This window comes from Candidatus Dormiibacterota bacterium, from assembly GCA_035544955.1.
Classification (GTDB): Bacteria; Chloroflexota; Dormibacteria; order CF-121; family CF-121; genus CF-13.
The window spans coordinates 172,128-198,407 of the sequence record DASZZN010000014.1 but is presented as its reverse complement, the minus strand read 5'-3'; the positions used below and the strand labels follow the sequence as shown (position 1 = coordinate 198,407).

24 protein-coding genes and 1 tRNA gene are annotated in these 26,280 nt (G+C 63.8%); 10 read left to right on the top strand and 15 right to left on the bottom strand.

Translation table 11 applies throughout. The features are described 5' to 3' along the window. Window positions 1-2,387: 2,387 nt before the first annotated feature. From VHK65_06235 to VHK65_06225, 3 genes are all read right to left on the bottom strand, one after another. Window positions 2,388-3,944 carry a hypothetical protein gene (locus tag VHK65_06235; protein ID HVS05749.1) on the bottom strand — a complete coding sequence of 519 codons (1,557 nt, stop codon included), beginning with the start codon at window positions 3,942-3,944 and terminating at the stop codon, window positions 2,388-2,390. 110 nt (window positions 3,945-4,054) lie between these two features. Further along, window positions 4,055-5,782 carry a hypothetical protein gene (locus VHK65_06230; GenBank protein HVS05748.1) on the bottom strand — a complete coding sequence of 576 codons (1,728 nt, stop codon included), beginning with the start codon at window positions 5,780-5,782 and terminating at the stop codon, window positions 4,055-4,057. 116 nt (window positions 5,783-5,898) lie between these two features. Then, complete coding sequence (locus VHK65_06225; GenBank protein ID HVS05747.1) at window positions 5,899-6,750, bottom strand: helix-turn-helix domain-containing protein; 852 nt, start codon at window positions 6,748-6,750, stop codon at window positions 5,899-5,901. Window positions 6,751-7,105: 355 nt separating this feature from the next. Between VHK65_06225 and VHK65_06220 the strand changes: the two genes are divergently transcribed. Together VHK65_06220 and VHK65_06215 are read left to right on the top strand one after the other, a co-directional pair. Beyond that, a complete protein-coding gene (locus VHK65_06220) occupies window positions 7,106-7,651 on the top strand; it encodes a hypothetical protein (GenBank protein HVS05746.1) in 546 nt (181 codons plus the stop codon). Window positions 7,652-7,803: 152 nt separating this feature from the next. After that, complete coding sequence (locus VHK65_06215) at window positions 7,804-9,042, top strand: hypothetical protein (protein HVS05745.1); 1,239 nt, start codon at window positions 7,804-7,806, stop codon at window positions 9,040-9,042. A gap of 82 nt (window positions 9,043-9,124) precedes the next feature. Here VHK65_06215 and VHK65_06210 read toward each other — a convergent pair whose 3' ends face one another. The 11 genes from VHK65_06210 to VHK65_06160 all read right to left on the bottom strand — a co-directional run bounded on the left by VHK65_06210 (window position 9,125) and on the right by VHK65_06160 (window position 17,555). Then, window positions 9,125-9,607, bottom strand: a complete 483-nt coding sequence (locus VHK65_06210) for a hypothetical protein (protein ID HVS05744.1) — start codon at window positions 9,605-9,607, stop codon at window positions 9,125-9,127. A gap of 195 nt (window positions 9,608-9,802) precedes the next feature. Next, window positions 9,803-9,890 (bottom strand) — tRNA-Ser (locus VHK65_06205). A gap of 24 nt (window positions 9,891-9,914) precedes the next feature. Further along, window positions 9,915-10,523 (bottom strand): hypothetical protein, encoded by a 609-nt coding sequence (locus VHK65_06200; protein HVS05743.1) that lies wholly within the window; start codon window positions 10,521-10,523, stop codon window positions 9,915-9,917. A gap of 63 nt (window positions 10,524-10,586) precedes the next feature. After that, window positions 10,587-11,846, bottom strand: a complete 1,260-nt coding sequence (gene serS, locus VHK65_06195; GenBank protein ID HVS05742.1) for a serine--tRNA ligase — start codon at window positions 11,844-11,846, stop codon at window positions 10,587-10,589. Further along, window positions 11,833-13,326, bottom strand: a complete 1,494-nt coding sequence (gene lysS / locus VHK65_06190) for a lysine--tRNA ligase (protein ID HVS05741.1) — start codon at window positions 13,324-13,326, stop codon at window positions 11,833-11,835. Before lysS ends, serS begins: the two co-directional genes overlap by 14 nt. A 36-nt stretch (window positions 13,327-13,362) precedes the next feature. Further along, window positions 13,363-14,472 carry an FAD-dependent oxidoreductase gene (locus VHK65_06185; protein ID HVS05740.1) on the bottom strand — a complete coding sequence of 370 codons (1,110 nt, stop codon included), beginning with the start codon at window positions 14,470-14,472 and terminating at the stop codon, window positions 13,363-13,365. 41 nt (window positions 14,473-14,513) lie between these two features. Continuing rightward, complete coding sequence (gene greA, locus VHK65_06180; protein HVS05739.1) at window positions 14,514-14,990, bottom strand: transcription elongation factor GreA; 477 nt, start codon at window positions 14,988-14,990, stop codon at window positions 14,514-14,516. 41 nt (window positions 14,991-15,031) lie between these two features. Continuing rightward, window positions 15,032-15,517 (bottom strand): BsuPI-related putative proteinase inhibitor, encoded by a 486-nt coding sequence (locus VHK65_06175; protein HVS05738.1) that lies wholly within the window; start codon window positions 15,515-15,517, stop codon window positions 15,032-15,034. A gap of 37 nt (window positions 15,518-15,554) precedes the next feature. Then, entirely contained in the window at window positions 15,555-16,577 is a 1,023-nt protein-coding gene (dusB, locus tag VHK65_06170) for a tRNA dihydrouridine synthase DusB (protein HVS05737.1), read from the bottom strand. 14 nt (window positions 16,578-16,591) lie between these two features. Further along, window positions 16,592-16,798: a hypothetical protein gene (locus tag VHK65_06165; protein ID HVS05736.1), complete on the bottom strand. Its 207-nt coding sequence runs from the start codon at window positions 16,796-16,798 to the stop codon at window positions 16,592-16,594. Then, the gene (locus tag VHK65_06160; GenBank protein ID HVS05735.1) at window positions 16,791-17,555 is read right to left on the bottom strand and encodes a type III pantothenate kinase; all 765 of its coding nucleotides are present in this window, start codon (window positions 17,553-17,555) and stop codon (window positions 16,791-16,793) included. Before VHK65_06160 ends, VHK65_06165 begins: the two co-directional genes overlap by 8 nt. Window positions 17,556-17,607: 52 nt before the next feature. Between VHK65_06160 and VHK65_06155 the strand changes: the two genes are divergently transcribed. From VHK65_06155 to VHK65_06140, 4 genes are all read left to right on the top strand, one after another. Then, complete coding sequence (locus tag VHK65_06155) at window positions 17,608-17,883, top strand: DUF2087 domain-containing protein (GenBank protein ID HVS05734.1); 276 nt, start codon at window positions 17,608-17,610, stop codon at window positions 17,881-17,883. A 150-nt stretch (window positions 17,884-18,033) separates the two neighbouring features. Continuing rightward, window positions 18,034-18,990, top strand: coding sequence for a transporter substrate-binding domain-containing protein (locus VHK65_06150; protein ID HVS05733.1), 957 nt, complete (start codon window positions 18,034-18,036; stop codon window positions 18,988-18,990). A 15-nt stretch (window positions 18,991-19,005) separates the two neighbouring features. Next, a complete protein-coding gene (locus VHK65_06145) occupies window positions 19,006-19,962 on the top strand; it encodes an amino acid ABC transporter permease (protein ID HVS05732.1) in 957 nt (318 codons plus the stop codon). Between the two features lie 3 nt (window positions 19,963-19,965). After that, the gene (locus VHK65_06140) at window positions 19,966-20,733 is read left to right on the top strand and encodes an amino acid ABC transporter ATP-binding protein (protein HVS05731.1); all 768 of its coding nucleotides are present in this window, start codon (window positions 19,966-19,968) and stop codon (window positions 20,731-20,733) included. Between the two features lie 42 nt (window positions 20,734-20,775). Here VHK65_06140 and VHK65_06135 read toward each other — a convergent pair whose 3' ends face one another. Then, window positions 20,776-21,606 (bottom strand): tetratricopeptide repeat protein, encoded by an 831-nt coding sequence (locus tag VHK65_06135; protein ID HVS05730.1) that lies wholly within the window; start codon window positions 21,604-21,606, stop codon window positions 20,776-20,778. A gap of 249 nt (window positions 21,607-21,855) precedes the next feature. On the opposite strand from VHK65_06135, the gene VHK65_06130 reads away from it, so the two are divergent. Genes VHK65_06130 through VHK65_06115 form a run of 4 tightly spaced genes read left to right on the top strand, consistent with a single transcriptional unit; the run spans window position 21,856 to window position 26,269 of the window. Then, window positions 21,856-23,148, top strand: a complete 1,293-nt coding sequence (locus tag VHK65_06130) for a branched-chain amino acid ABC transporter substrate-binding protein (GenBank protein ID HVS05729.1) — start codon at window positions 21,856-21,858, stop codon at window positions 23,146-23,148. A gap of 51 nt (window positions 23,149-23,199) precedes the next feature. After that, on the top strand, window positions 23,200-24,240 hold the full coding sequence (locus VHK65_06125) for a branched-chain amino acid ABC transporter permease (protein ID HVS05728.1): 1,041 nt from the start codon (window positions 23,200-23,202) through the stop codon (window positions 24,238-24,240). Further along, window positions 24,237-25,490: a hypothetical protein gene (locus tag VHK65_06120; GenBank protein HVS05727.1), complete on the top strand. Its 1,254-nt coding sequence runs from the start codon at window positions 24,237-24,239 to the stop codon at window positions 25,488-25,490. The genes VHK65_06125 and VHK65_06120 overlap by 4 nt, the downstream gene beginning before the upstream one ends. Further along, entirely contained in the window at window positions 25,487-26,269 is a 783-nt protein-coding gene (locus VHK65_06115; protein HVS05726.1) for an ABC transporter ATP-binding protein, read from the top strand. Before VHK65_06120 ends, VHK65_06115 begins: the two co-directional genes overlap by 4 nt. The last annotated feature ends 11 nt before the right edge of the window (window positions 26,270-26,280 follow it).

Here is a 26,280-nt window from a genome sequence, read left to right as displayed (position 1 = left end):
CAAGTAGCCGGGCGATCGCCTCCGGCAGGGCCGCCCCTCTGGATAGCAGGTTCAGCTGCAGCCTGGGCCTGGCGTACTGTTCCGCAGTCAAGTCGGGCCAGTAGAACCTTTCGAGAGCTCGCACTACTGCCACGCCATCTCCGGGCTCATACAGCGAGATGCTCAGCGACTGGTCTGGATCACTGTAGGCCGGGTGCACATCAAGGAAGAAATCGAGCTTCCGGGCAATGAAGCGATCGTCATAGTCCATCGCTGGGATGCTCGTTACCAACGGCTGGTAACGCCGCCACAGGAACGCGTCGCAATTGACTGCTTCATGCCAGATGGCGCCGGCATTGAGGAGCGGCAGAAGATGCCGAGGGCTGATCGTCCGCAGATCTGCATCGGATGGGCGGCTCCCAGCGACACACCAATCTGCCGCAGCTCCCCAGAAGCTCAGATAGAAGGCGATCGTTAGCGGGTTGGTCGGCGCGATGTACCGATCCCCGGCGCCAGTTAAAAAGACTGTGTCGATAAGGAGGATCCGGTCGTATTCCGGCTGGTAACGGCCTGCCTTCGGAAGGGCCTCAACCAGCTTCTTGTAGGCGCGAACGTATGCAAAAGCCTTAGGACGCACCGCCTCGTCGATCACCGCATAAGCCGAGCCAAACGGCGCCAGTGCCGCGAACAGTTCGCTGCGCGACCGCTGGAAATCATTAAGCTCCCGCTGGGGTACGCCGACCATCGAGACTCGTTCGAGTGACGCGTCCGGCCGGATCCCACCGGAATCTCCGCTCACGGCGGTGAACGCCCACGCAGCCGGTGATGCGAGGATCTCGCGCTCCAGCGAAAGGCCGTTCAGGCTCCCCACTTGCTGCGGCGCAAGCCGGTAAGGGCGACCTCCAACGGTCATCTCTAGCTCATCGACGTCCCCGCGCTCCGACAGCCTGATGTCGGCCGATTCGCCCAGGACCATGGCGTGGACCGGACTGATCTCGTCGATTGGCTCATCAGGCTTCTCATCGGGAGGCTCGTCCGGGCCTTCCGGGCCAGGGATCTGGTCTCCTTGGCCTTGCAGGTAGATGGGCAGGTCATGCTGCTCCTGGTTGCGCTCAATCGTCTTGAAGATGCGCTCGTCGGTCGGATCCCCTGATGTATCAATCTCAACGCGGCCGAGGTTCCGTGCTGGGCTCACCAGGTAGGCCTCGGCGTCCGCTTCGACGAGGAACGCTTGATTGTCGATGTCAATGACCGTTCCGGCCTCGACCGGAAACCAGCTGCCCTCTGCGAAATAGATAGCAAGCAAGGCCGAGTCCGATGTGCGCCCGCGGCGCACGGTAAGGTTCCCGAACCGCCAGCCGGCCCCCTCCGCCTGAACTGACACCTCCTGCGCCTGACCGTCAACAGTCGCTTGTACCCGCTCCCCATCGGCCCAGACCAGGTCCGCGGTGGCATGCGTGAGATTACCGACCGCCTTCAGCGTGATAGCGGATCCCGCTGGAGCCAGCCATAGGGCGAAGCCGTTCGTGCACGTGAGCGTCGCAAGGTATCCCCTGATTGGGCGCCGAAGCTTCGGAGGGTGGGTTGGCATGGCAGCCTCAAGATCCCCAAGGATGAAGGTTGAGTAGTCCAGGCCCTGCGGGCGTATCCCGTTCAGAATTCGGTCAACCACGAGAGCATCGCCTAGCTCCTTCCGTAGCGATCCCTCGAGGTCGGCACCAGGCTCTGTCCAGCGTTCGAGTTTTAACCGCCAGCTCCGGGCAGCCGGCAGCCGGCCTGGATCTTGAGCCGCCTCGGGAGCGGCAACGTAGACGCCGATCCGGGGCAGGGCTCGTCCCGCCGCTTCCGCTGAAACCCACGGATTGCTTGCGATGGCGACCAACTCGCGGAGAACGGACTCAGTCGGCCGATCCGCCTTTGCGATGTCGGAGGCCACGGCCGAAACAAGCGGACCTGCCGGGCCACCTTGAGCGCTCGCAGCTGCCCTCTCACAAAGAACGCTCCAGGAGAGGGCGGGCAACCGCGTCGCATCATCGCCAGCTGTTCTGATCGTTTCGATGGGATCCACCGCGAGTATCAGCAGGACTCGCACGGGAATCGGTGACGTGCTGGCTGTGAAACGGCCGCGCACGAGTGATGCGAATCCCTCGGTTCCGCAGTTCATCCGGCTCCCTGGGTCGTTGCGGATAAGGTATGGAATGAGTAGAGAAGACCCTGCCCCCACAGCCCTCAATTCCGCATGCCCGGACACGTCGGGCAAGACCACGGTCCTGTCAGCGCGGCTCATCAGTCCGTCGAAAACGTCGGCCGGATCGATACCTAGGTACGGGCCCATGTAGAGGCGGGTATGTGTTACGCACTCGGCCGCCGCAGCGATAAGCTGCGAGACGACCAGGTCGCAGACGCGATCAGAGAGGGTAGTGGACATAGGTTGATTCCCCCGCGTCGGAATAGCGGTGGAGCATGCCTAGCCTCTCGAGGGCGTCCGCGAGCCGCGTTCGCTCGCTGGCATCTTGCGGGGAGAGGCCATAGCGCCTGAGCTTGGTTACAAACGTGTCAAATGGGACTTCCCTGACACCGCAGATGAGAAGGACGCTAAGGAAGAGCATCCTCTCGTCGAGCTCGTAGAAGATCACGGAGCCACGGGTCCGGATCAGTGTCGCCGTTGGCGCAATCTTGACGAGCTGGTTCACGACGTCGCGGCCGTGATACTTGAGCCTGTCGACTCGCCTTCCATCCTCCTTGTGGGGCCTCTTCGAGGCCAAGATTGAGCTGTAGAGTCCAAAGAGGTTTGGCTGCCGTGCCACCTCCTCAGCGATGGCAGCCGGATCAGCGGCGGTATCGTACAGCGACGAATTGATCGCGGCAATCCCAGCGGCCACAACGTTGAATTCAGCGCGAAACTGGTCGTTTCTCCGGAGCTCGCTGGCAAGGTCGGCGAGCCGCGGCCGTGAAGGTGGTCCGCTCGGACCGCCCAGTTGAGCCCAAATATGCTGAGAAATGTTCGCAGTCGCGATCGTGGCAGGCAAGGGGTGCAGCCGCCGTGCGTCAACATCCCGATAGGCGGTTGCGCAGCCATCCTGACGCGAGACGGGTCGGTCACCCCCGCTCCCGACCCTGAAGCGGATGCGGCCAGCTAGCGTGCATGACTCAAGCCCGCTCGTACAAGGGCAGGATGGCGAAGGCGCCTCTATATCGGCACTCGCTGCAACGGCCTCATCCAACTGTTCACCCAGCACCTGCGCCAGGCGGTAGTAGTAGGTTGCGAGGTGCAGGCTAAAGAGTTCAGTCAGCATGTCGACAACATCGCGTCGCGGCAGCCGTGCTGTACGGTCAAGAAGGACATTCAAGTCCTCCTGGAACTGCACGAGGGCAAAGGGGCAGAATGGCCGCTCCTCAAGCTCCTTCGCGATCTCAGAACCCAGGCGGCCAACAAGCACGTCCGCATCGGCCGCCGTCGGCCGCTCGGGCTGGTCGCTGAGCACTGCGCGATGCATCAGCCGGTCCGCAAGCGAGAAGCCGCGCGTGTCGTTCATAAAGTCCAGCAACCGGCCAACCAGATGCTTGTCAACTGCGCCGTCTCGCCAGCACAGAAAGGGGATGATTGCGCCCGAGAACAGCTTGTACCGGGCCTCAGCATAATCACCTCCTACAGATCTCGAAAGGCGGAAGGACAGCGGAAAGGATGAGTGGTAAGGCACCAGGTAAGGCACTCTCTTAGGCCGGGTCCAGTACGCGTCCTGCATGGCTTCTGCTATCACCTGGCGAGCAAGAGCATCAGGGACGGCCACTAGTTCAGGCAGGCGATCGCGAAAGTGGCCATCGAGCTCAACGGGCTTGGTGTCCGCTGCGTCCTGCAGGAGCATGTAGAGGAGTTTCTCCCGGGCGTCACCATGGGCGCGGGAAGGAAGGGCATATCTCAGCTCGAGCATCGGATCCGCTTGCTGCGCCTTCTCTGTCTTCAAGACAGGCAGCCGAATGCCGCGCTTGCCCACTCGCAGAGTCCCGTCATCAAGTTGGAGGTCCGCCCCGATCCGTTCCGCCAGGCTCTTGACAGCCTGGCGCTCGGGATCCATCACGAAACCTCCCGCGCAGCAAGGGACTGGCGGCGCTGGTATATAAGAAACCGCCTGGACTCAGAGCGCTTGACCAGCAGCAGCGCTTTCTTTTCATCTTGAGCCCCGCTGTGTCCGATAACTTCGGCTGCATGCCTCAGCTGGTAAGACCGCTCTAGATCGGCGGTCGAGAGTAACGTTCCCGCTGCCGCAAGCTGCAGCAGCCTGTGGAGTTGGACGTCCACAGCGAAAGTTGTGCCCCCTGGCACGCGAAACGAGATACTCATTGGACGGTACGAGACGAGAGCTGCGCCGTCAGGATTCGCTTCCAGTACGGGTTCAAAGGGGGAAAGATAGTCATCTGAGGGCGACTCGAGGTCGATCTCGACGAGGATCTCCCAGTCACGATCCGGGTCATAGGCTTCGGTCCTGAAGAAGAACCTCTCACCCACACTGCTTCCAAACCCGGCAGCAAGGCCTTTGATTACCCCTTCGCGAACGTTATCTATAGCCGGATCGTCGAAGCGGCCCGCAGCAGCCGCTGACACGGCTGCTGTGAAGTCCGGGTTGCGGCTTCCAAGGCTGATTTGCCCTGCCATCCAGCGAGCCCTGACTACACCCCGAGCTACGGCCGGCACGAGGTCGGCGGCTGTTCGCAGAATCCGCTCTAGCCCGGTCCCAGCGGTTACCACCGCCTCCCGAGCTGCCGGCCCCCCTCCGAGAATCGCAACGAACCGCTCGCGGTCCCGAGCGGGCTCGATCCCAACATCGGCCAGATCCTGGTGGATCTTCTCGTCGGGTTTGAAACTCGGATCGAGCTCCCGGATCGCCTCAGCTGCCTGGCCGAGGCGCGAAGTGGGAGGCACGGCTCTGACAACTGACTGTCGCCGCGATCCGGCACGGCGGGGCGCGGGAAGCGGCCTTCTGAAGATGCCGTTAGTGGCGAGACGCCAGAACACCACCTCTTCGCCCTGCCCGTCAGCCGCCAGGCTCGCGATCCGATCGCAAGGATCGGGCTCGGTGAATGCTTCGCCCCCGATCAGAAGGTCGGCGATCAGATCCCACAGAGCCCGCGGCTGCAGTGGCCGGCCGCGATCGAATGCCAGCGCGTCCGCGGCACTGTCGATAGCCGAGCACCCCTCCTTGCTACTGATCAGCTGTGCATTCGTTCGGACGAAGCACCATTGGCGGACCGTGCACGACCTGCAGCGGCGCCCGTCAAGAACTGATCGGTCGGCGTCCGGATCAACTGCGCGGAGCATTGCTGAGAAAAGGCTGTCGGAACCGCCGGTAGTTGCGCGATGGTCGAGATTAACAACGGCCACAGCGCCCGGCAGCGTCAGGCCCTTCGCATCAGCCGCGTGACGCAAGTTCAACCGCCGCTTCAACTCCCGCTCCAGGGCTGTGAAGCCGTGCGCCTTCCCCCTGGCCTCGCGAAGCTGGTCGAAAAAGCGAATGACCATGCCCGTGTTCATGGCGATGAGCAGGGGCTTTCCCTTGTACGGGGGCCGGCCGTCGGCCAAAGGCTCTAGATAACGGATCAGCCTCTGATACTGGAGTTCGGACGGTGAATCCGAGTGCGTAGCATCCTCAACGATCGAGCCGAACGCATCTGCATCGGTACCGCGGAGGCTGCCTACGAGAAGGCTCTTACCACCTCCGGCGCTACCGCTGATGAAGACGGCGGCTACACGGCCAGACCTGGCGAGAGTGATGATCCTGTCCTCAAGCGGGGTGGCGACCCGCATCCGTTCCTGTAGGTCGCTCAGGGCCTTGTCTCCTTCGACGACTGACGCATCCGCTGACGCCCGCAGCTGCAACGCCAGGGCGATCGGGCTGGGAAGGCTTCGGTCGAACGGCTCGGTCATGTCTCACCAACTCCAGCAGCTTGCGCAAGCAATCCTTCTTCCCCGAGGCGCCTTGCTACCAGCCAGGCAGGAGCGCCTAACCGCCCAGCGATCTCCCTGATGAAGTCGCCCGGTCCGTCCTCCCAGACTTCAAGCCGGGATCCCTGAGCAGCCGCAACGAGGATAGTGTTCGGCGCGAGCAGGAAGGCCGCATAGCTGGTCGCGTCCCGCTCGGCGGGCTCGCCCATCGCCCGAATATCGCAGCGCGGATGTGCGTCAAGCTCAAGATGGGCAAAAGCGTGCGCCAGCTCGAACCGAATAACTGCTTCATGGTCGGGATGCTCGGCATCGCCTGCACAGATCACCTCGGCTGAACCAAGATGGATCCAGGGCGGATTCTCCTGGGCATCCGCTCGCCAGGTATATCCGCGCCGGGCCAGCAGCTGCTCGGGCTCCGCCCGGCCGCGCGTTGTCCCCATCACCTGAGCCTTGCCGGCCAATGCACCGAGATGCATCCGTCGTAGAGCAGCCCGCGTGCCGGTCGGCAGCCTGTATCCGATCATCACCGCGTTTGCCAGGCTGGGATCGGCGATCTCCCGCTCAACGTCGCGAGGAAGCACGGCGGCAGCGGTGAACAGCTCGCCTGCAGGGATGTTCAGTGCAGAAGCTATGTTTCCGATCGCGCGCTTGCTGACCGCGACCCTCTTCCCATTCTCGAGCTTCGATAGGTGGCTGATGGAAACGCCCGAGTCGCGGGCCACCTCCTTGAGGACCTTGCCGGCCAGTTTCCGATACTCCCGCAGGACCTTGGCGATGGCAGGGAGGGCCTCGGGATCTACATCGCCTCCCAACCTCACGGCCAGCTCCATGCAATCGTTCGCATCGCCTTCACCTACTATCGACCACCGACGCTCTGCCGTCAAGCCACTCGGTTTGCTCTTTAGGCAACTTTTGCTCCCATGGGCGCATCGTGCCTCTTGCGACGGCCTTTCGTACGGGGTGTAATGGGATGACCGGACTGACGAGGGAGGTGATGCGTAGACGAACCAGTAGCGACCCGGCCGAGACGAAGGCCCCGGGGTGCAACCCGAGGCCTTTCAACAAGCATCGGCCGTCTCGCGGGAGCCGCCCGAGCCTACGCAGAACAAGGATACGGCAAAGCCGTCTCCTGTCGGTGCGGCGACAGCGCGACGGCCTCAACAACCGCATTTTTGGAGGCGTTCCGTGATCAGGAAGAAGAAAGCAGGCCGCCGCGCCCGGCAGCTGCGGGCGGTCACCTCGCCAGAGCCGCTCATCGAAGCGCTGCCGAACGGCCCCGAGACATACCGCCGCGGGGTCGAGACCGGCATCAATTGGGCGGAGGGGGTCGCGCCGCAGGCCGCCGCGACGTATGCGCCGATCAAGCATGCGGACGTCGTGGTCGCGTTATGGCGTACCGAGTCCATGCTCGACCAGACCGAATCGATCGTGGCGTTCACTGGGCTGTTCCAGCCCCCTGGTGATTACGAAGACCAGGGGCTGCCCGACGGCGCGATCGGCGAGACCGAGCTAGAGACGGTCCTGTACTGGATGGCCTGGCTCGACGGCGTCCAGGAGGTACTGGCCCGTTACGAGCTGGCGCAGCTCCTGGCACCAGCGCGTGGGCGCCGCATCCTTGCAATGGATCGGCCGCGTTCCGGAGAATGCCCGGTCTGCTGGATCGAGCGCAACCTCGGTGTCAAGGTCGTGATCTGCGACCAGCAGGAAGGAGGTGAGGCCAGGACGCTATAACCGCCCAGCGCCCCCGGGTGCAACCGGGCGGCCTGGGTCGATTCGATCGACATCACCGTCTGGAGACGAGCCGCCCGGCCTACGCGCAAAGCGGCTCTCCTCCGGCGGAAAACGGCCCAACCGAACACATCCCGTATAGGGAGGAGAAAAAGTTGAAGACCAAGAACATCGAAGAGACCCTGGCGGCCGCCAGTGAGGTTGCCGTACAGGGGGCTGTAGTTCGCATCCGGGAGGCCGCGCTAGAGGCTCCGAAGACGGCGGGGCTCCTGGGCACCGTCACCGGCGACGATCGGCTACACTTGCTCGCCACCATTGCAGAGCTGGGCGCCGACCAGTACATCCTCGTTAGAGACTCCGCCACGGTGCAGCTCATGGAGCAGAAGGTGTCGAGTCTGGTCCAGGGACTGGACCACGACCTGAAGGAGAAGCTGACGGCCACCATGACGGCCGACCGCGAGGCGGCACGCAAGGAGATGTCCGATGCTATCCAGAGGTTCCGGGACGATCTGGTCCGCACCATGGGCAAGTACGTTGATCCGAACTCGCCCGAGGGCATCCTGGCGGTCATGGCAAAGCGGCTGGACGAGATCACCCGGGCGGCGCTGCTCCGGATGGACACGATGTTGCAGGACGGGGACCAGGGTGTGCTGGCGCGCCAAGGTGACAGGATCGTGCGGGCCATCAAGGACGAGCTGGACTCGCTCAAGCGCCAGATCATCGAGGGCGAGGCGAGGGCCGCGATCGGCGTGGCGAAGGGAAGGAGCTTCGAGGAGGAGCTTACGAGAGTCCTGGCCTCGATCGTCCGCCCGCTCGGCGCTGAAGTCGTCCGCTGCGCCGACCACACAGGTGTCAGGGTGCGAAAGCACGGCGATCACCTGCTGACCTTCTCGGGACCGCTGACCCGGGGCAATGCGATCAAGCTGGTTATCGAGGCCAAGGACAGGGAGGCCGCGAACGGCCGCTTCTCGCTCGACGCCGTAAAGGTCGCGTGCCGGCAAGCCTGCGAGAACCGAGGCGCCAGCGTGTGCATCTTCATCACCGACACGCCGGAGCTGCTTCCCGAGGGACGCGGCTTCGGCACCGTTGATGGGCACTTCTTCGTGGCGTACAACCCGGAGCTCGCGGATGATACCGCGCTGGCGGCCACCGTGCACATGGCGCTCATGCAGGCACTCGCCCAGGCTACCGCTGGGACGGATCAGGTGGTCGACCTTCAGGCTGCCAGGCGAGATCTCAGCCAGCTCCGCAAGCTCGTCGAGGAGTTCGACGCGATCGAAACCGCGCACAGCGGCGCCATCAAGTCCATCCAGAAGGCGAGCGCAACGGCGGCGTCGACGAGGCTCGCGATCCTGAACGGCATCGGAAAGCTCGACTCGATCATGGCGGGCTGAGTCAACTGGGGAGGGAATTAACCACCCTCCCCTTCCCCATGATTTAGCTCAGTCCCTGCCGCTGCATCGGCAGCCGGTTGACTCAGTACGTCTTCGTCACCAGGGCGCCGATTCGCTGGTTAACGGCATTGTGCCTGTCGAGCAGCTCCTGAATGAGCGCCTTGGCTTTCGGTTCGGAGTCCACGATCAGGAACTTTCCCACCGTCCCCATCACCGCATCGATCAGGCTGCCGAGCTCGGCATCCTCGACCCGGACCCGCAACATCACGATGCGCCCGCGAGCATCGAACTCTTTCTGATTGTCCTCTGACGAGGGCAGCGTGTGGATCCACTGGCCGGTGCCAGCTTCTCGTGACACGCGGCGATCTTCGAGGTAGCCCGCCACGGTCGTGCGGTAGACGATCAGCAGAGACTCCTGCAGAGCGATCAACGTCTCGTATTGGCGGCTGGATTGGCGATCGCTCTTTTCGCGACGGCGGCGCAGCCACTCCGTAAACAAGGCGGTCGGGAGGCCCAGCAACCAGCCCAAAACGATGAGGGCTGCGGCGCCCAACGTGCCACCCATGCTTCTGGATCTTACCGGTGCAGGATCGCAGGTCCGACGAGCGGCTCGCGCACGATGTCAAGTCGCAGCCTTGATCAGGGATGAGGACACCGTTTTCGCGCGGTTGCCGTCACGGTTGCCGTCAGCACATCGGTTTGGAGCGCATCCTGTGTAGAGAAATTAGCAGGGAAGGCTATCCGATTCGTATTCAGAACGTGGCGGAGGGAGAGGGATTCGAACCCCCGAAGGCTTGCACCTTAGTGGTTTTCAAGACCACCGCCATCGACCACTCGGCCATCCCTCCGGCGAGCATCAATAATACGGACGCTTACGCCGCTCGGTTACGCTTGGGGACGACGATTGACGACGGCCGATGAAGCCAGACGGTGCCGCTCATCGCGATCAGCTGCTCAACCTTCGGGTCCAGGCGAGAGTGGCCCGGCTGAGCGTTGAGCATGTGCAGCACGCGCTGACCGAGTTCGGACTGCTCCAGTGCCCACTGTGCCCACATGTCTTTCGCGTCCGGCTCCATGCTTGCCTTGAACTGCAGCTGCATGGCGCCGCGGCCGACCCCGTGAAGCGCGTGCTTGTGAAAGAACGGTGAGGGAACGAGGAACACGGGATCGGTAAAGCCCCGGATCTTGATGTCGAAATGCGCCAAGAAGTAGAGCAGCCGAGGGTCGCTGATCAGTGGAGCCTTTTCCCGGAAATTGACTTGTAAGACGCGCGATCGGCCATGGAGCCGGAGGCGTTTGGCGGTCTTGAGCTGGACCGCCAAGCTCTCCCCGAAGTGCCGCCGGATATGGATTTCGAAATCACGGCGATCGTCGTCCGCCAGTGCACGGGTTGGGATGAGCCGCCCGTTCGAGGTAAGGATGCAGATCTTGGCGAACTCCGCCTCGGTGATGACGCCCTGTTGGACGTTCGTGATGGCCATCTGCCATATGCAAACCGGCTATCAGCGGATTCCTTTCGCTCTAAGTCTGCGGGAGCGCGCCGCTCACCGAATGACGTCGAGACCACCCATGTAGGTGCGCAGCGCAGCGGGTACTCGGATGGTGCCGTCCTCCTGCTGATAATTCTCGATGATCGCGACCACGGTGCGCGGCAGGGCCAGGCCGGACCCGTTGAGGGTATGGACGAACTGCGGCTTACCGCCCTTCTCCCGATACCGGATATTGGCGCGGCGCGCCTGGAAGTCGCCGAAGTTCGAACAGGACGAGACCTCGAGGTAGCGGTCGTCACCGGGGACGTAGGCCTCAAGGTCGTACTTCTTCCATTGAGCAAACCCCATATCGCCGGTGCACATCAGCAGCACTCGATAGGGGATCTCGAGCAACTGGAGCACAGACTCAGCGTCCCTGACCAGCGACTCGAGCTCGTCCATCGATGTCGCAGGCTCGACGAATTTCACGAGCTCAACCTTGTTGAACTGATGGAGCCGGATGTAGCCACGGGTATCCTTGCCGGCGGCGCCCGCTTCGCTCCGAAAGTTCGTCGACCAGGCGACGTGCTTGATGGGCAGATCCGTGGCGTCGAGCACTTCGTCGCGGTAGAGATTTGTGACGGGCACCTCGGCGGTCGGGATCAGGAAGAGATCGCGCTTCTCGATGCGAAAGGCGTCCTCCTCGAACTTCGGAAGCTGGCCGGTGCCGGTCATCGAAGCTCGATTCACCAGTTGCGGCGGCAGGATCTCCGTATACGCGTGCTCACGAATGTGCAAGTCCATCATGAAGTTGATCAGCGCGCGCTCGAGCCGTGCTCCGGCACCCTTCAGGAAAACGAAACGAGAGCCGGTGACCTTGACCGCGCGCTCGAAATCGATGATGGCGAGCCGCTCGGCGACTTCGTAGTGGGGCCGCATCTTGAAACCGGGCGGTTTGCGACCTTCGTGACCCCAGGTCCGGACCGTCACATTGTCGGTGGCGTCTTTCCCTTCCGGTACTGAATCATCCGGCGGGTTCGGGACTTCGAGTAGCAGGGCGTTGAGCCGGGCGTCGATGGGCGCGACCTTCTGCTCGAGGGCCTTGACCTCGTCCCGCATTCGGCGGAGCTCTTCGACCGCCGCCTCGTCGCGGCTCTTCGCCATGGCGGCCGATCGCCGGTTTTGCTCGGCCTTCAGCTGCTCCAGCTTCGTGACCATCTCGCGGCGCTCCGCATCGAGGCGGAGGATCTCATCGACCGGCGCCGGCTCGCCCTTCTTGCGCGCGCCCTCCTTGACGAGGTCCGGGTGCTCGTGGATGAAGTTAAGACTCAGCATGACGGGCACGCAGATTGGGAAAGAGGATGACGTCGCGGATCGAGGGCTGGTCGGTGAGGATGGCGATCAGCCGGTCGATGCCCAGCCCCATCCCTCCGGTCGGTGGAAAGCCGTATTCGAGCGCCGTGAGGAAGTCCTCGTCCATCGGATGCGTCTCCTCATCGCCCGCGGCGCGTGCACGAGCCTGGTCTTCGAAGCGGGTTCGCTGATCATCAGGATCGTTGAGCTCCGAGAATGCGTTGGCGATCTCTTCCCCGGCGATGAAGAGCTCGAAGCGATCGGTCAGACGCGGGTCACTGGTGCGGCGCCGCGCCAGTGGGGAAACCTCAACCGGGTGCCCGAGCACGAAGGTTGGCTGGACCAGCGTGTCCTGCACGAGTTCCTCGAACAGCTCGGCGACGAGGCCGCCCCACCCAAGGCCGGGCTTGGGCTCGATGTTGTACTGCTTGAGCAGCGCCGCGAGGGCCGGCACATCGGCCTTGCTCACGTCCTGACCGACCACCCGGCTGACGGCGTCCACCATCTCGATTCGCTTGAAGGGCCGGGTGAACGCGATTTCCTGGCCCTGGTACTGGATCGTGGGATGGCCTTTCACCCGCTCGACCAGGTGAATCACCAACGACTCGGTGAGCTCCATCATGCCCTCGACATCGGTGTAGGCCTGGTAGAGCTCGAGCATGGTGTACTCGGGGCTGTGCCACTGATCCATTCCCTCGTTGCGGAAGATCCGGCCGATCTCGTAGACGCGGTCGTAGCCGCCGATGATGAGCCGCTTGAGGTATAGCTCGAGCGCGATGCGCAGATAGAGGTCCATGTCGAGTGCGTTGTGGTGGGTGCGAAAGGGGCGCGCGGCGGCCCCGCCGGCCATCGCCTGCAGAACCGGCGTCTCGACCTCGACGAATGCGCGGCCGCGGAGAAACGTCCGAGTCTCGTCCACCAGGCGGCTGCGGCTGAGGAAGACATCCATCACCTCGGGATTCGCGATCAGATCCAGATAGCGTTGCCGGTAACGGAGCTCCTTGTCTTTCAAACCGTGGTATTTCTCGGGCAACGGTCGCAGCGCCTTGGCCAGCAGGACGAAATCCTCGATCTCGCAGGTGATCTCGCCACGCCTGGTCCGAAAGAGTGTGCCGTGCACGCCGACGATGTCGCCCAGGTCCAGGTCGGTAAATCGCTTGTAGGCTTCCTCCCCGAGCTTATCGACCTTGGCCAGGAGCTGGACCCGCCCGGCGTAGTCCTGGATGTGCGCGAAGGTGGCCTTCCCCATCACCCGGATCGCAACCAGGCGACCGGCGAGGGCGACGCGATCGCTGCGGGCCTCCGCACCTGAAGACTTTTCTGCTTGCTCGAACAAGGCGACACCGTCCGCCGAGCTGTGGGTGCGATCGAAGCGGCTCTGGTACGGCTCGATGCCCTGCGAGCGAAGCGTCTGCAGTTTCTGTCGCCGCTGCAGCTCCTGCTCGCTCCGCTCAGCTTCCATTCCGCGAAAGTCTAAAGGGTCGCGCTTTTCGGACCGCTACAGGATGTCGAAGGAGCGGCTGTGCATCGGCCGATCCGGCCGGAACGGATTATCCACCGGCTTCAACCGCCCGGTGATCGCGTCCACGGCTCGGCGACTGCCGCCAATGCTGCCCATGATGCCGTGACCGCTGTAGCCGGTGTTGACCGCCAGCCCGGGTATCTCGGTCGGTCCCAACAGCGGTCGCCGGTCGGGAGTGTAGGTGTACTGGCCGGCCTGCAACCACCATGACAACCGCGACGAGTTCCAGACGTCCTTCCAGAAGGGAACGGTGCGCGCGAGCGCGTGATCGCTCGTCGGGTCGAGGAGACCGAAGGCGAAGGCCGCGGAGGTTGGGACATCGTCGAGCGGTGGCTCGGCCGGCGCGGGGGCGGTCCAGAGCGCGTGAGCTCCGCGGCCTGCGGGCCGCCAATGGGCGCCGGTCTCGAACTCGATCGTCATCGGCGCATCGGGTGGCACCTGCGGCACGTCGGGGATGATCAGCTTCTGCCGGCGCACGGTTGCCAAGGGCAGGTCGAGGCCCGCCAGCCTGCCGAGGGGCCCGGAGAGCGGCCCGGCCGCGATGACAACGGTCTCCGCGGCGACCGATCCGGCCGGCGTCGTGACGCCGCGAACGCGATCGCCCTCCCGCACGAAACCGGTCACGAGCCTGCCCGTTTCGAAGCGTGCCCCGCTCGCCTGCGCCAGCTCGAGGGCTAGGCGTCGCGGGTCGAGCCAGCCATCCCCCTGGCGGAAGCGCGCATTGACGATGTCGCCCGCCAGGTACGGGAAACGGCGCCTCGCGTCCGGGCCGTCCAGGAGCTCGACATCATCGAGTCCCCACGTACGCTGGGCCGCGACGAGATCGCGCTGAGTCCGGGCGCCGTCGTCGGTGCGAGCGACGAACAGATACCCCTGATGGCGCAGCCCGAGGTCGACCCTCTGCTGGAGGTCGTCGAAGAATGCCACACTCTCGCGGACCAGCTCGACCTCCTCGGGGTTGTCGAACTGCAGCCGAAAGGCACCCGTGGCGACCGGCGTGGTGAGTGTCGCAAGCGCGGGGCGCTTTTCGAGGACGATGGTCTTCAGGCCGGCGCGCTGGGCGAAGAAGGCAGTGGCGCAGCCGATGATGCCGCCGCCGACAATGACGAGATCGGCGGTCTCGGTCGCTAGCGGACCTCGATGATCAGCATCTTGGTCGAGCCGCCGGGCGTGACGACCGAAACGTCGTCGCCGACGTGCTTGCCAAGGAGCGCCTTGCCGACCGGCGACTCGAGCGAGATCCGACCCTTGCTCGGTTCCGCCTCGGCGGAGCCGACGATCGTGAAGGCCTCGTCGCCGTATTCGTCGTGGACCTTCACCGTCGAGCCGACCTCGACGACACCTTTGACGTGCTTGCCTTCGATGATGCTGGCGTTCCGCACCAGTTTCTCGAGCAGTAGGATCCGGCCTTCGACGAAACCCTGCTCATTCTTGGCGTCGTCGTACTCGGCGTTCTCGTTGATGTCGCCGAATTCCTTCGCCTGCCGGATGCGCTCGGCAACCTCGGGACGGCGCTTGTTACGAAGCACCTCGAGCTCGGCCTGCAGGCGGTTCAGACCCTCCTGCGTGAGGTATACGACCTTGTCGTTTTCCATGCTAGCCATCAAAAGCCGCCGTATTATACGTGATTCCCGCCGCGAGTTCGCTAGCTCAGAATCTGGATCGTCAGCGGTGCCAGATTCTCCCGGACCCGCATTGCGGCACCCATCGGAAGCACCACCAGGAAGAGGCCGTGGAGGGTGTAGGAACCGGGCGCCAGCGTGCTCGACGTCGGCCAATCCGCGGTGAAGATGGCGGTCTCGCCGGCCTTCAGCGGCTTGTGGCCGAGGGCCATGCACATGACCGCCGGCACCGGCTGCTGCCAGACCTGCCGGCGCTGGCTGTCCTCGGCCCAGATATGGAGGGTCTGGACGCAGCCGATCTCATAGTCGATCGGTCCAGTCACGGTCACCGTCAGGTGAACGGTACCGCCGGCCGCCAGCTGGGCGGGCGACGCGACGGCGTAGAAGGGGCCATTCGTCCCGGAGACGATCCCGGATGGGCTGGGCGTCGGGCTTGGACCCGGACCGGCCGCCTGTGCGCCACAGCCGGCAAGTAGGAGTGCGAACAGGAGCAGCCCAATACGTTCCATGCCCATACGACGCGGGGGAGCCAGAAAAGTTCCTGGGTCAGGCGGCTTCGCGGGATACCGGAGCATCCTCGATCTCGCCGTCGAGCGAGAAGGGGCCGGGATCGATCGCCAGCGCGGCATCGAGGACAACCGTTACATCCGCGGGACTCGCGACCGACTGGACCATCGTCCGCAGCCGGGCTGCGCCCCGGAAGCCCCGAAGGCCCCAGGCAATGAACTTGCGCAGCAGCCGCGGGCCACGTTCCGGTCCGTAATACTCGAGCACCAAGTCGCAGTGCCGCCGCACCAACTCGATCTGCTCGATCCAGGAGAGGGCGGGGAGCGAATCGCCGGTCGTGAGCCGAGCCACGGTCTGGCGCACCAGCCAGAGGTTGCCGAGGATGCCGCGGCCCAACATCACGGCGTCGACGCCGGACTCGCGGATGCGCCGGACGGCGTCGTCGGCCGTTCGCAGATCGCCACTGCCGGCTACCGGGATCTTGACCGCCGCCTTGACCTGCGCGATCGCCATCCAGTCGGCGGACGGGTCGTAGCGCTGCGAGCGGGTGCGGCCATGAACAGCGAGGCCCTGGATGCCGGTCGCCTCCAGCCGTGTCGCCATCTCGAGGTAGTTGCGCGTGGCGAAGTCCCAGCCGAGGCGGATCTTGGCCGTCACCGGCACCGACACCGCACCGACCACGGCTTCCGCGACGCGGGAGGCGAGGTCGGGATCGCGAAGCAGCGACGAACCGCCCGAGGTTTTGACGACTTTGGGCACCGGGCACCCCATGTTGATGTCGATGATGTTTGCGCCGGCTTCTTCCGCCATACGAGCGGCCTGCGCCATCACACCCGGAGCGCCCCCCATCAGCTGGACCGAAACGGGTCGCTGGTCCCACTGGAGGTCCATCAGCCGGAACGATTCGCGGTGCTGGCGGACGAGCGCCTCGCTGCTGATCATCTCGGTGCACGCCAGCCCGGCGCCGAACTCGCGGGCGATCTTGCGGAAGGGCGCGTCGGTGACGCCCGCCATGGGCGCGACGTAGACCGGGGAGACGAGCGTGTAGGGACCGATTTTCACGGGCTACCAGCCTATCAGTCCTTCGGGCGCAAGCGGAGCTCGAGCAGCAGGGCGATCACACCCAACATCAGGATCGGGCCGACGTTCTGCGAGTTGATGAAGATCGCAAAGAGCGTGGCGGCGGCGATGAAGATGGCGGCCGGGTCGCTGATCGGCGAACTTGATTCCGGCTTCAGCGGCGGGGTCGGCTCCGGCTTCGCCAGTGGCGCCTCGTCAGGCATTGAGCTCGTGGATCATTCGGAGTCCCTCCAGCATCAGCCGCTGATCGACGAGCTCGATCACCGGCGTCTCGGCGGCAATCAATCCCGCCATCCCGCCGGTCGCGATCACGCGGGGGTTCTCGCCAAGCTCCTTCTTGATGCGGGCCACCATTCCCTCCACCTGGGCGGTGAAGCCGAAAATGATGCCGGCCTGCATGCTCTCGGCGGTGGTCCGCCCGATCACCGTGGCCGGCGCCTTCAGCTCGACTCGCTGGAGCCGCGCGGCCCGTTCGTAGAGCGCGTCGACCGAGATGCCCATCCCGGGAGCGATCGCGCCACCGAGGTAGTCGCCTTCCTTGGAGACCACGTCGTAGGTCGTCCCGGTGCCGAAATCGATGATGATCAGCGGACCGCCGTATTTCTTGAAGGCGGCCATGGCGGCCACGATGCGGTCGGCGCCGACTTCCTTGGGGTCCCGGTAATGGATCTTCAAGCCGGTCTTGATCCCCGGGCCCACCATCAGCGGCTCTCGACCGAAATAGCGTTCGATCGCCTGCACCAGGCTGCTGTTCAGCGGCGGGACGACGCTCGCGACGACGACCGCGTCCACGGCCTTCGGATCGAAGCCCTCCTGGCGCATCAGCTGCACCATCGAAAGGCCAAGCTCATCCGGCATGCTGTCGCGGCGGGTGGCAAGCCGCCAGTCATGCCGGAGTTGATCACCCTCGAAGAGCCCGAACGTCAGGTTCGTGTTCCCGAGGTCGATCGCCAGCAACACGCCGTCAGTCTACCCGCGCAAGATCGGAACGCTTTGGTTTTTACAATATGACGTGGCCACCGCCGATCGGAATCCGGCCGAGGAGACGCGCAAGCTGCGGCCCTTCTGGCGGGAAGGCCGGATCATCCAGTGGCCGGCTCGGGAAAGCCGCCGCCGCCTGGTCCTGGCTGAAGTGGTGCGCGCCTTCCCCCTGGGAAAACGGATGGCGGAGGCGGACGTCGACGCCATCCTCCGAGAGTTCTGGCCGGACCACTGCCAGCTCCGGCGCGCGCTTGTCGAGCGCGAGCTGCTGAACCGGAAAGATGGCGTCTACTGGCGCGTCGGCTAAGCGAGGGCGCAGGCCGAGCCGCGCTTTAGTGCGGTGCGAGCGTTTGACGCGTTCGTGGGCCGCTGGACGACGCCACCGCCCGGTAAGTTAGGTCGCCTACAATTCTGGCAGCCTGTTTGAGGCTCTAGGAGACTCGCTGGGAGGGGAAACATGAAGCGTTTGCCAATCATTCTGGTCACGGTGGCCGCAACGCTCGCCGCCTGCGGCGGCACGTCGACCGCGCCGGCAGCCTCGAGCTCGGGCCCGACCCAGGTGGCGAACATTGCCGCCGAGGTTCCGGCCGCGATAAAGGCCCAGGGTCAGCTGCAGATCGCTTCGGATGCGAGCTATCCACCGAACGAGCTCATCAATCCGGACACCGGCGCCGTCCAGGGCTGGGACATCGATTTCGGCAGCGCCATCTGCAAAGTCATGGGCGTTGACTGTAAGTTCACCAACGTCACCTTCAACGACATCATCCCCCAGCTCAAGGCGAGCAACTCGCGCTACGCGTTCAGCCTGTCGAGCTGGACGCCGACACAGCAACGCGAGGACGGCGGCATCGATTTCGTCACCTACTACAAGGCCGGAGAGGCCTGGGTGGTGAAGACGGGTGGGCCCACGGTGGGCACGGCCGCCGACATGTGTGGCCACACCGTGTCGGTCCAGACCGGAACGACGGAGGAAATGGACGCCTGGGGCTTCATGGGAAAGCAGGTCGGCGGCACGCCCATCCCTAACGACAAGGACAACTGTGCGACCGCCGGCAAGCAGAAGATCACCGTGAGCAGCTTCGAAAAGCAGACCGACGTCACCTCCGCGCTGCTCTCGGGGCGGGTCGAGATCATGTGGGCCGATCAGCCGGTCAGCGACTACGCGGTGAAGCAAAACAGCTCGAGGCTGAAGCTCGCCGGCAAGCCCTGCAGCATCTCGCCCTACGGCATCGCGATGATCAAGGAAAGCCCGCTGCAGAGGGCGATCACGGACGCGGTCAAGTACCTGATCGACAAGGGCTACTACGCCAGTATCCTCAACACGTGGGGCGTAAAAGATGGGGCCATCACGAGCTCGGCCGTCAAGCTCAACGACAACAACTCCATCGGTGACAGCTGCGTGCCCACCTATTGAGGGAATCGAGCAGGCGTGCCTGATGCGGTAACGCAGCGTCCGGCGGCGATCGAGGCGGTCCCCGTTCGGCACGTCGGGCGCTGGGTGGCGGCCGTGGTCGTCCTGGCGATCGCCGCCGAAATCGTCTTCACGCTCGCCACCGCGCCGAACCTCAAGTGGAGCGTGGTGGGCCACTATCTCTCCCACCGGCTGATCCTGCGGGGAATCGTCACGACGCTGGAATTGACCGTCCTCGCGATGCTGATCGGGATCGTCCTGGGCGTGCTGCTCGCCGTCATGCGACTGTCGCCAAACCCGGTGATGGCGTGGGTGAGTTGGGTCTACATATGGCTCTTTCGCGGGACGCCCGTTCTGGTTCAGATCTTCTTCTGGTTCAACCTTGCCCTGGTCCTTCCACAAATCGGCATCGGGATCCCCTTCACCTCGATCCACTGGCAGGCGGACACCAACACGCTGGTTCCAGCGTTCATGGCCGCAACGCTAGGTCTCGGGTTGAACGAAGCGGCATACATGGCTGAGATCGTCCGCGCCGGCCTCATCTCCGTTGATCACGGCCAGACCGAGGCGGCCCAGGCGCTCGGCATGCCCCGGTCGCTCGTGATGCGGCGGATCATTCTTCCGCAGGCGATGCGCGTGATCATCCCACCGACGGGCAACGAAACGATCTCGATGCTCAAGACGTCGTCGCTCGCTTTTGTCGCGTCGGTTCCCGAGCTCTTCACGCGATCGCAGCAGATTGCCAGCGCCACCTTCGAGGTGATCGAGCTGGCGATCGTGGCCAGCATCTGGTACCTGGCAATGACGTCGATCCTGACGGTGGGCCAGTATTACCTGGAGCGGTACTTCGCCCGCGGCTCCATGCGCGGGCTACCGCCCACGCCGATCCAGCGGTTCCGACGGATCTTATTTACCTTCCATGCCCCGCCGCCGCCGCCGATGGAGATGCCCGTGGCTCTGCCCAGAGGGCACTGATCGATGAGTCCTACGCCCATGGTCCAGGCTGAAGCGGTGCACAAGAGCTTTGGCCGGCTCGAGGTGCTTCGCGGCATTGACCTCGAAGTCTCCCCCGGGGAGGTGTTGTGCATGATCGGCCCCTCCGGCTCGGGCAAGAGCACGTTCCTCCGCTGCATCAATCACCTGGAGAAGATCGATTGCGGCCGGCTGTCGGTCGACGGCGAACTCGTCGGCTACCGGGAACGAGGTGACAAGCTCTACGAGCTTCCGGACGCCGAGGTCTGCAAAAAGCGCTCGGAGATCGGCATGGTCTTCCAGCGCTTCAATCTCTTCCCTCACAAGACCGCCCTGGACAACGTGATCGAGGCGCCCATCCGGGTGAAGAAGGAAAGCCGCACGGTCGCCGTCGAGCGGGCGCGCAAACTGCTCGAGCGGGTCGGCTTGGTGGACAAAGTCGACGTCTATCCGAACCAACTCTCCGGTGGCCAGCAGCAGCGAGTGGCGATCGCGCGCGCCCTGGCGATGCAGCCGAAGCTGATGCTTTTCGACGAACCCACCTCCGCACTGGACCCGGAGCTGGTCGGGGACGTGCTCGACGTCATGCGTGGCCTGGCCGACGATGGCATGACGATGGTCGTCGTGACCCACGAGATGGGCTTCGCCCGCGAGGTGGGCGACAGCCTGGTGTTCATGGACGGCGGCGTCATCGTCGAAGCCGGCAAGCCCCGCGACGTGCTCGCGACCCCGCAGCAAGAGCGCACGCGCGCCTTTCTGTCTAAGGTTCTCTAGCCCCCACCCTGACCCTCCCAAGGAGGGGGAGGGAAGTCCCTCTCAGTAGACGTCTTCTTTGCGGCTGTCTTCGTCGGCCTCGGGGACTTCCACCTCGTCGTCGGCCGACTCCACCGTGTGCATGCCGTCCAGCTCTTCGGCCGGCTCCTCACCATCTTCCTCGGTTTCCTCGACGTCGGCGTTCCGGGTAAGCAGCGACTCCTTGGCGTAGGGCCGGAACTCGTCACGCCCCCTCTTGATGGGGAAGGACGGGCGTCCGAAGAACTTCGGGTCCTGGTAGGTCTCCCGGACGATGATCTTGACGGCGCCGCCGTCACAGGTGGCGACCGCTCCGGAGTAGCGGTTTCCGCCCTCCAGGAACTTGATCAACCGGCGCCCCAGGGCATGCTCCAGGTGGCCAAGGTAGATACCACGCGACGTCTCGACGTTCATGGTGTCCCCGGCCACGATCAACTTGACCGGGTCGCCGCCGGCAACCTTGCTGCAGGGGTCACCCTCGGCATGGACGTGGAGCGCCGTCAGCGAGGTTTTGCCGGTCTCCTCGATGAAGGCGTCGACGTCGACCTTGGCCTTGGAGGTGGGGACCGGCTGCCCGCCGCGCAGCCCCTGCAGCTTGCTCAGGTTCTTGACGGCGATCGGGTTGACCGGATTCATCTTCAGGGTGCCCTTGTAGGCATCGGTGGCCTCGGTGAGCTGGCCGAGCTCGGTGTAGGCCTTGCCCAGGCGGTTCAGGGTGTCCTCGTCCGGGCCAAACCGGTCCATGATGCCCCGGTTGACCTGAACGGCCTCGACCCAACGGTTCGCGAGGGCGAGCTCGATCGCCTCGTCGACATACTGAGCCCTTGGTTTGATGCGCTCTGCGAATTCGGCCATCGCTTGCCCTCCTGAGATGCGTCGATACCTTACGCGCGCTTGAAAACCGTTGTCAAGCTTGCGTAGCGGGTTGCTGGGCATCACAACGGCGGCACCCCCGGATGCTTGTGAGAAACTCCGCAGAATATTAATAGGTATTAGAAGAGTTGCCCCGATTGTTGCAGCGCTGAGGGCAAGGTTGTATAAAGAGCTACGCCTCTGGGCGCTTCCAGTTTGGGCTTGTATTCAAAATTCGGAAGGAGGACGCGTATGAGACTGCCTAAGTTGCTCGCCGGGCTTGCCGTAGTCAGCCTGGCGCTCGCAGCGTGCGGGACGTCGACGAGCGGCGGCACCGCCAACAAGGGGACGATCAAGATCGGTGTCGATTTGCCGGAGTCAGGGGCGGAAACGTCGAACGGCATCCCAACCCTGAACGGCGTCAAGTTCGCGGTCGACCAGCTGAAGACGGTCGAGGGTTTCACCCTGGAGGTCTTCAACCTGGATGACGCCGTCAACGGCGTCCACGACCCGCAGAAGGGCACGCAGAACGTCCAGCAATTCGTCGACGACACCAAGGTGCTGGGCATGATCGGGCCGTTCAACTCAAACGTGGCGCGCGCCGAGCTCAAAGTCACCAACCAGGCACACCTGGTCCAGATCAGCCCGGCCAACACCAACCAGTGCCTGACCAAGGACATCTACATTCCCCAGTCCCTCAGCGGGGTGCCGGACGTGGACTGCAAGGCAGCCGGCTATCCCTTCCCCAAGGATCTGCGCCCAACCGGAACCAATAACTACTTCCGGGTCGCCACGACCGACGACTACCAGGGTCCCGCGATGTCGGACTATCTCTACAACACGTTGAAGATCACCAAGGTCGCCGTGGCGTCCGATGCCGAGGCCTATGGCAAGGGCATCGCCGACACTTTCAGCATCCGCTTCGTGAAGGACGGCGGGACGATCGTCAAGCGGCAGGACTTCCCGAACGCCTCCAAGGTCAGTGACTTCAAGACCTTCCTCCGCCCGGCGGCGGCAGGAGGCGCCCAGGCGGTTTACTTCGGCGGTACGGACAGCAACAATGCCTGTGTCGTCCGTAATCAGATGAAAGGGATCTTCCCGGACAGCGCGCCCTTCCTCGGTGGGGACGGCATCGTAACCGGCCAGTGCATCAAGGACGCTGCCGCGACGGCGGTCGGCATGTACGGCACCGTGGCGACGGTCGCCGCCGAGAAGGTTTCCGGATCACAGGCCACCATCGATGCCTTCAAGAAGGCGAATCCAGACGCAAGCGCGTACGGCGCCTACACCATGCCGGCCTATGACGCCACCAAGATCCTGGTGGCGGCCATTGGACGGGCGATCAAAGCCAACAGCGGCAACATGCCGAGCCGCCAGCAGGTCCTCGACCAGATGTACAAGACCGACTACACGGGTGTTCTCGGGCATACGAGCTTCGATACCAGGGGGGACACCACCAACAAAGTCATCACGATTTACGCCGTCAAGGACGCCAGCAAGGGCTGGGACGTCGACAGCGCGGTCGACTTGTCAAAAAGCGCCTAAAGCGCGTATAAGAGGGAGCGGGCCGGTAACCGCCCGCTCCCCCTATCAAAGTTGGCAACAGTAGCTGCGGCGCTGAAGGGAACCCGAACCGCGCTCAGGGGCGCGCTCGGAAGCTGGCTCTTCGTCGGCGGAGTCGCCGTCGTGGTCATCTTCCTGCTCCTTCCCAAGGCCGTCGCCGATCCGAGCTCGTTCCTCCAAATCGTGATCTACGGAACGGCGGATGGGGCCATCTTTGCCTTGATTGCGCTCGGCTACACGATGGTGTACGGCATCATCGAATTGATCAACTTTGCGCATGGCGACATCTTCACGCTCGGGTACTTCATCGCGATCCCGTTGATTGGGGCTTTCGGCCTTAGCGAGGGCAGGTCATTCTCGGTCGCCGTTGTCTTGATTCTTGTGCTCGTGACGGCCATCGTCATGATCATCGATGGCGGAATCAATATCGCGATCGAGCGGATCGCCTATCGTCCACTTCGTAGTGCCCCGCGGCTTGCGATCTTGATTACGGCCGTCGGTGTGTCGTTCATCCTCGAGGGTGTTATGTACGTGTGGCGCGGCGCCAACAACGTGCACTTTCCCGACCTGCTACCCAACACGCGTTTTGCGCTGTTTGGCGCATCGCTCAGCATCAAAGATCTAATCGTCATCGGCAGCGCCGGCATCCTGGTCACGCTCCTCAACATCTTCACCACCCAGTCGAAGCTTGGCAAGGCCATGCGGGCAACGGCCCAGGATCGCGAGGCCGCCCAGTTGATGGGCATCAATATCAACCGCACCATCGCCGCCACCTTCTTCATCGGCGCCGCTCTGGCCGCGGCAGGGGGCATCATCTTCGGGTTGTACTTCAACAACATTCGCTTCGACGAGGGCTTCGTCGCCGGTCTCTTCGCGTTCACGGCGGCCGTGTTCGGCGGCATAGGGAACATCCAGGGGGCAGCCCTTGGGGGGTTGTTCATCGGGCTGGTGCAGGCATTCTCCAACGCCTACTTTCAGGCGGCCCTCACCGACGTCTGGGTCTTCGCCATCTTGATCCTTGTCCTGGTCTTTCGGCCGTCTGGGCTGCTCGGCATGCAAGTTCCGGAGAAATGAGCGGTCAGTTGCGGCGGAGCGACCTAGCCATGCGCTGGGCCATGGGCACGTTCAAGGACCGCAACCGAGCCATCTACACCTTCCTCGTCATCGGCGCACTTCTTTTTCCCAGCTTTGCCGACATCACCACCGGGGGGGCGGGCAATCACCTGGTCAGCACGGCAGCGGACGCCGGGATCTACGTGCTACTCGCCATCGGCCTCAACGTCGTGGTCGGCTTCGCCGGGCTGCTGGACCTGGGCTACGCGGCCTTCTTCGCGATAGGCGCCTACACCTACGGCCTCTTCGCTTCCGGTCAGCTCTCCGGGAGCCCGCTGCACCACGAATTCCACATTCCTTTCTGGGTGCTGCTGCTTGTCGCCATGTTCGTCGCCGCCAGCTTCGGCGCGATCCTGGGCGCCCCAACGCTCCGCCTCCGGGGTGACTATCTGGCGATCGTCACCCTCGGATTCGGCGAGATCGTCCCCCGAATTTTCCGTTTCCTGGGGGCCGGTTCGCCGCTTGGAAACTGGACCGGCGGCGTCAATGGCATCGCCGCCATCGATTCGCCACGACTGCCAGCCTTCATTACGGGACCCTGGTTCGGCACCCCGATCAAGGTCGTGGCGCCCTTCGACTTTGGCGACTCGAACTGGGCGCCTATGGACTTCTACGTCCTGATGTTGGTCCTGGTCACCATCTGTGTCGTCCTCGTCACCAACCTCCACAACTCTCGAATCGGCCGTGCCTGGATGGCCGTCCGAGAGGACGAGGTGGCCGCGGCAGCCAGCGGCATCAATACCGTGGCCGTCAAGCTGCTGGCCTTCGCCATTGGTGCATCATTCGCCGGCTTTGCCGGCTGTTTCTACGGAGCGAAGCTGTCGTATGTGAGCTCAGAGAATTTCGAGTTCGTGGTCTCCGTCAGCATCCTGATCATGGTGGTCCTCGGTGGTATGGGCAACATCCCCGGCGTCATCCTCGGTTCGCTGACAGTCTTCACCGTCCAGTTCTTCGTGTTGACCAACCTTCCGGACTGGACCGTCGCCGCCAGCAAGGCGGTGGGTCTTGGGTTCTTGAATCAATCCAGCGGCGGATGGGTGGGCCTTCACGACGAAGTCCAGCGTTTGAACTACATTGTGTTCGGCTTGATCCTTGTCGTGGTCATGCTGCTGCGACCTCAAGGGCTCTTCCCCAGCCGCATCCGCGAGCAAGAGCTCGAGAAGGGAACTGCCGAAGAGTCGGTCTTTGATCTACGCGAGGGGACCGATTGAACGGCGAAGCCATCCCACCCGCTATCCTCGACGTCGACCACGTGACCAAGCGCTTCGGCGGCCTGACGGCCGTCGATGATGTGAGCTTCTCGATCAGTCGAGGCCAGATCTTCTCGTTGATCGGCCCGAACGGCGCCGGCAAGACCACCTTGTTCAACACGATTACTGGGATGTACCGCGCAACCGCCGGCAGCATCGTGTTTCAGGGTCGTGAGATCACCGGACTCAAGCCGTACAAAATTGCCGAACTCGGAATCGCCCGGACCTTTCAGCAAATCCGACTCTTCGCCTACATGTCGGCGCTCGACAACGTACGCATTGGCGAGCACCCCAGGATGCACGCAAGGATCTGGGACGCCTTGTTCAAGACCAGAAGGGCGCGACGCGAGGAAGCGACCGTCACCGAGCGGGCCCTCGAGCTGCTGGACTTCGTCGGGATCAGGCCACAGGCGCACAACTATGCGCGCAACCTCCCCTATGGACACCAGCGCCGGCTGGAAATCGCCCGCGCGCTGGCGAGCAACCCCCAGCTGCTGCTCCTCGACGAACCAGCCGCCGGCGCCAATCCCCAGGAGAAACGCGACCTGATGGCCCTGGTGCAAAAGGTGCGCGACCAGGGGGTGACCGTCCTGCTGATCGAACACGACATGAAGGTCGTCATGGGCATCTCAGACTGGATCGTCGTCCTCGACTACGGAGAGAAGATCGCGGAGGGCAAGCCTCAGGACGTCCGCAGCAACCCGCGGGTCATCGAGGCGTACCTAGGGAAGAGCGCGTGAGCGCGTAGCCA

Excerpts from the sequence above, each read along its gene's own strand:
- VHK65_06230 (HVS05748.1), bottom strand. The coding sequence starts at position 5,782 with ATGCGGGTCGCCACCCCGCTTGAGGACAGGATCATCACTCTCGCCAGG.
- VHK65_06225 (HVS05747.1), bottom strand. The coding sequence starts at position 6,750 with ATGGAGCTGGCCGTGAGGTTGGGAGGCGATGTAGATCCCGAGGCCCTC.
- VHK65_06210 (HVS05744.1), bottom strand. The coding sequence starts at position 9,607 with ATGGGTGGCACGTTGGGCGCCGCAGCCCTCATCGTTTTGGGCTGGTTG.
- VHK65_06200 (HVS05743.1), bottom strand. The coding sequence starts at position 10,523 with ATGGCCATCACGAACGTCCAACAGGGCGTCATCACCGAGGCGGAGTTC.
- serS (HVS05742.1), bottom strand. The coding sequence starts at position 11,846 with ATGCTGAGTCTTAACTTCATCCACGAGCACCCGGACCTCGTCAAGGAG.
- lysS (HVS05741.1), bottom strand. The coding sequence starts at position 13,326 with ATGGAAGCTGAGCGGAGCGAGCAGGAGCTGCAGCGGCGACAGAAACTG.
- greA (HVS05739.1), bottom strand. The coding sequence starts at position 14,990 with ATGGCTAGCATGGAAAACGACAAGGTCGTATACCTCACGCAGGAGGGT.
- VHK65_06175 (HVS05738.1), bottom strand. The coding sequence starts at position 15,517 with ATGGAACGTATTGGGCTGCTCCTGTTCGCACTCCTACTTGCCGGCTGT.
- VHK65_06165 (HVS05736.1), bottom strand. The coding sequence starts at position 16,798 with ATGCCTGACGAGGCGCCACTGGCGAAGCCGGAGCCGACCCCGCCGCTG.
- VHK65_06150 (HVS05733.1), top strand. The coding sequence starts at position 18,034 with ATGAAGCGTTTGCCAATCATTCTGGTCACGGTGGCCGCAACGCTCGCC.
- VHK65_06140 (HVS05731.1), top strand. The coding sequence starts at position 19,966 with ATGAGTCCTACGCCCATGGTCCAGGCTGAAGCGGTGCACAAGAGCTTT.
- VHK65_06135 (HVS05730.1), bottom strand. The coding sequence starts at position 21,606 with ATGGCCGAATTCGCAGAGCGCATCAAACCAAGGGCTCAGTATGTCGAC.
- VHK65_06130 (HVS05729.1), top strand. The coding sequence starts at position 21,856 with ATGAGACTGCCTAAGTTGCTCGCCGGGCTTGCCGTAGTCAGCCTGGCG.
- VHK65_06120 (HVS05727.1), top strand. The coding sequence starts at position 24,237 with ATGAGCGGTCAGTTGCGGCGGAGCGACCTAGCCATGCGCTGGGCCATG.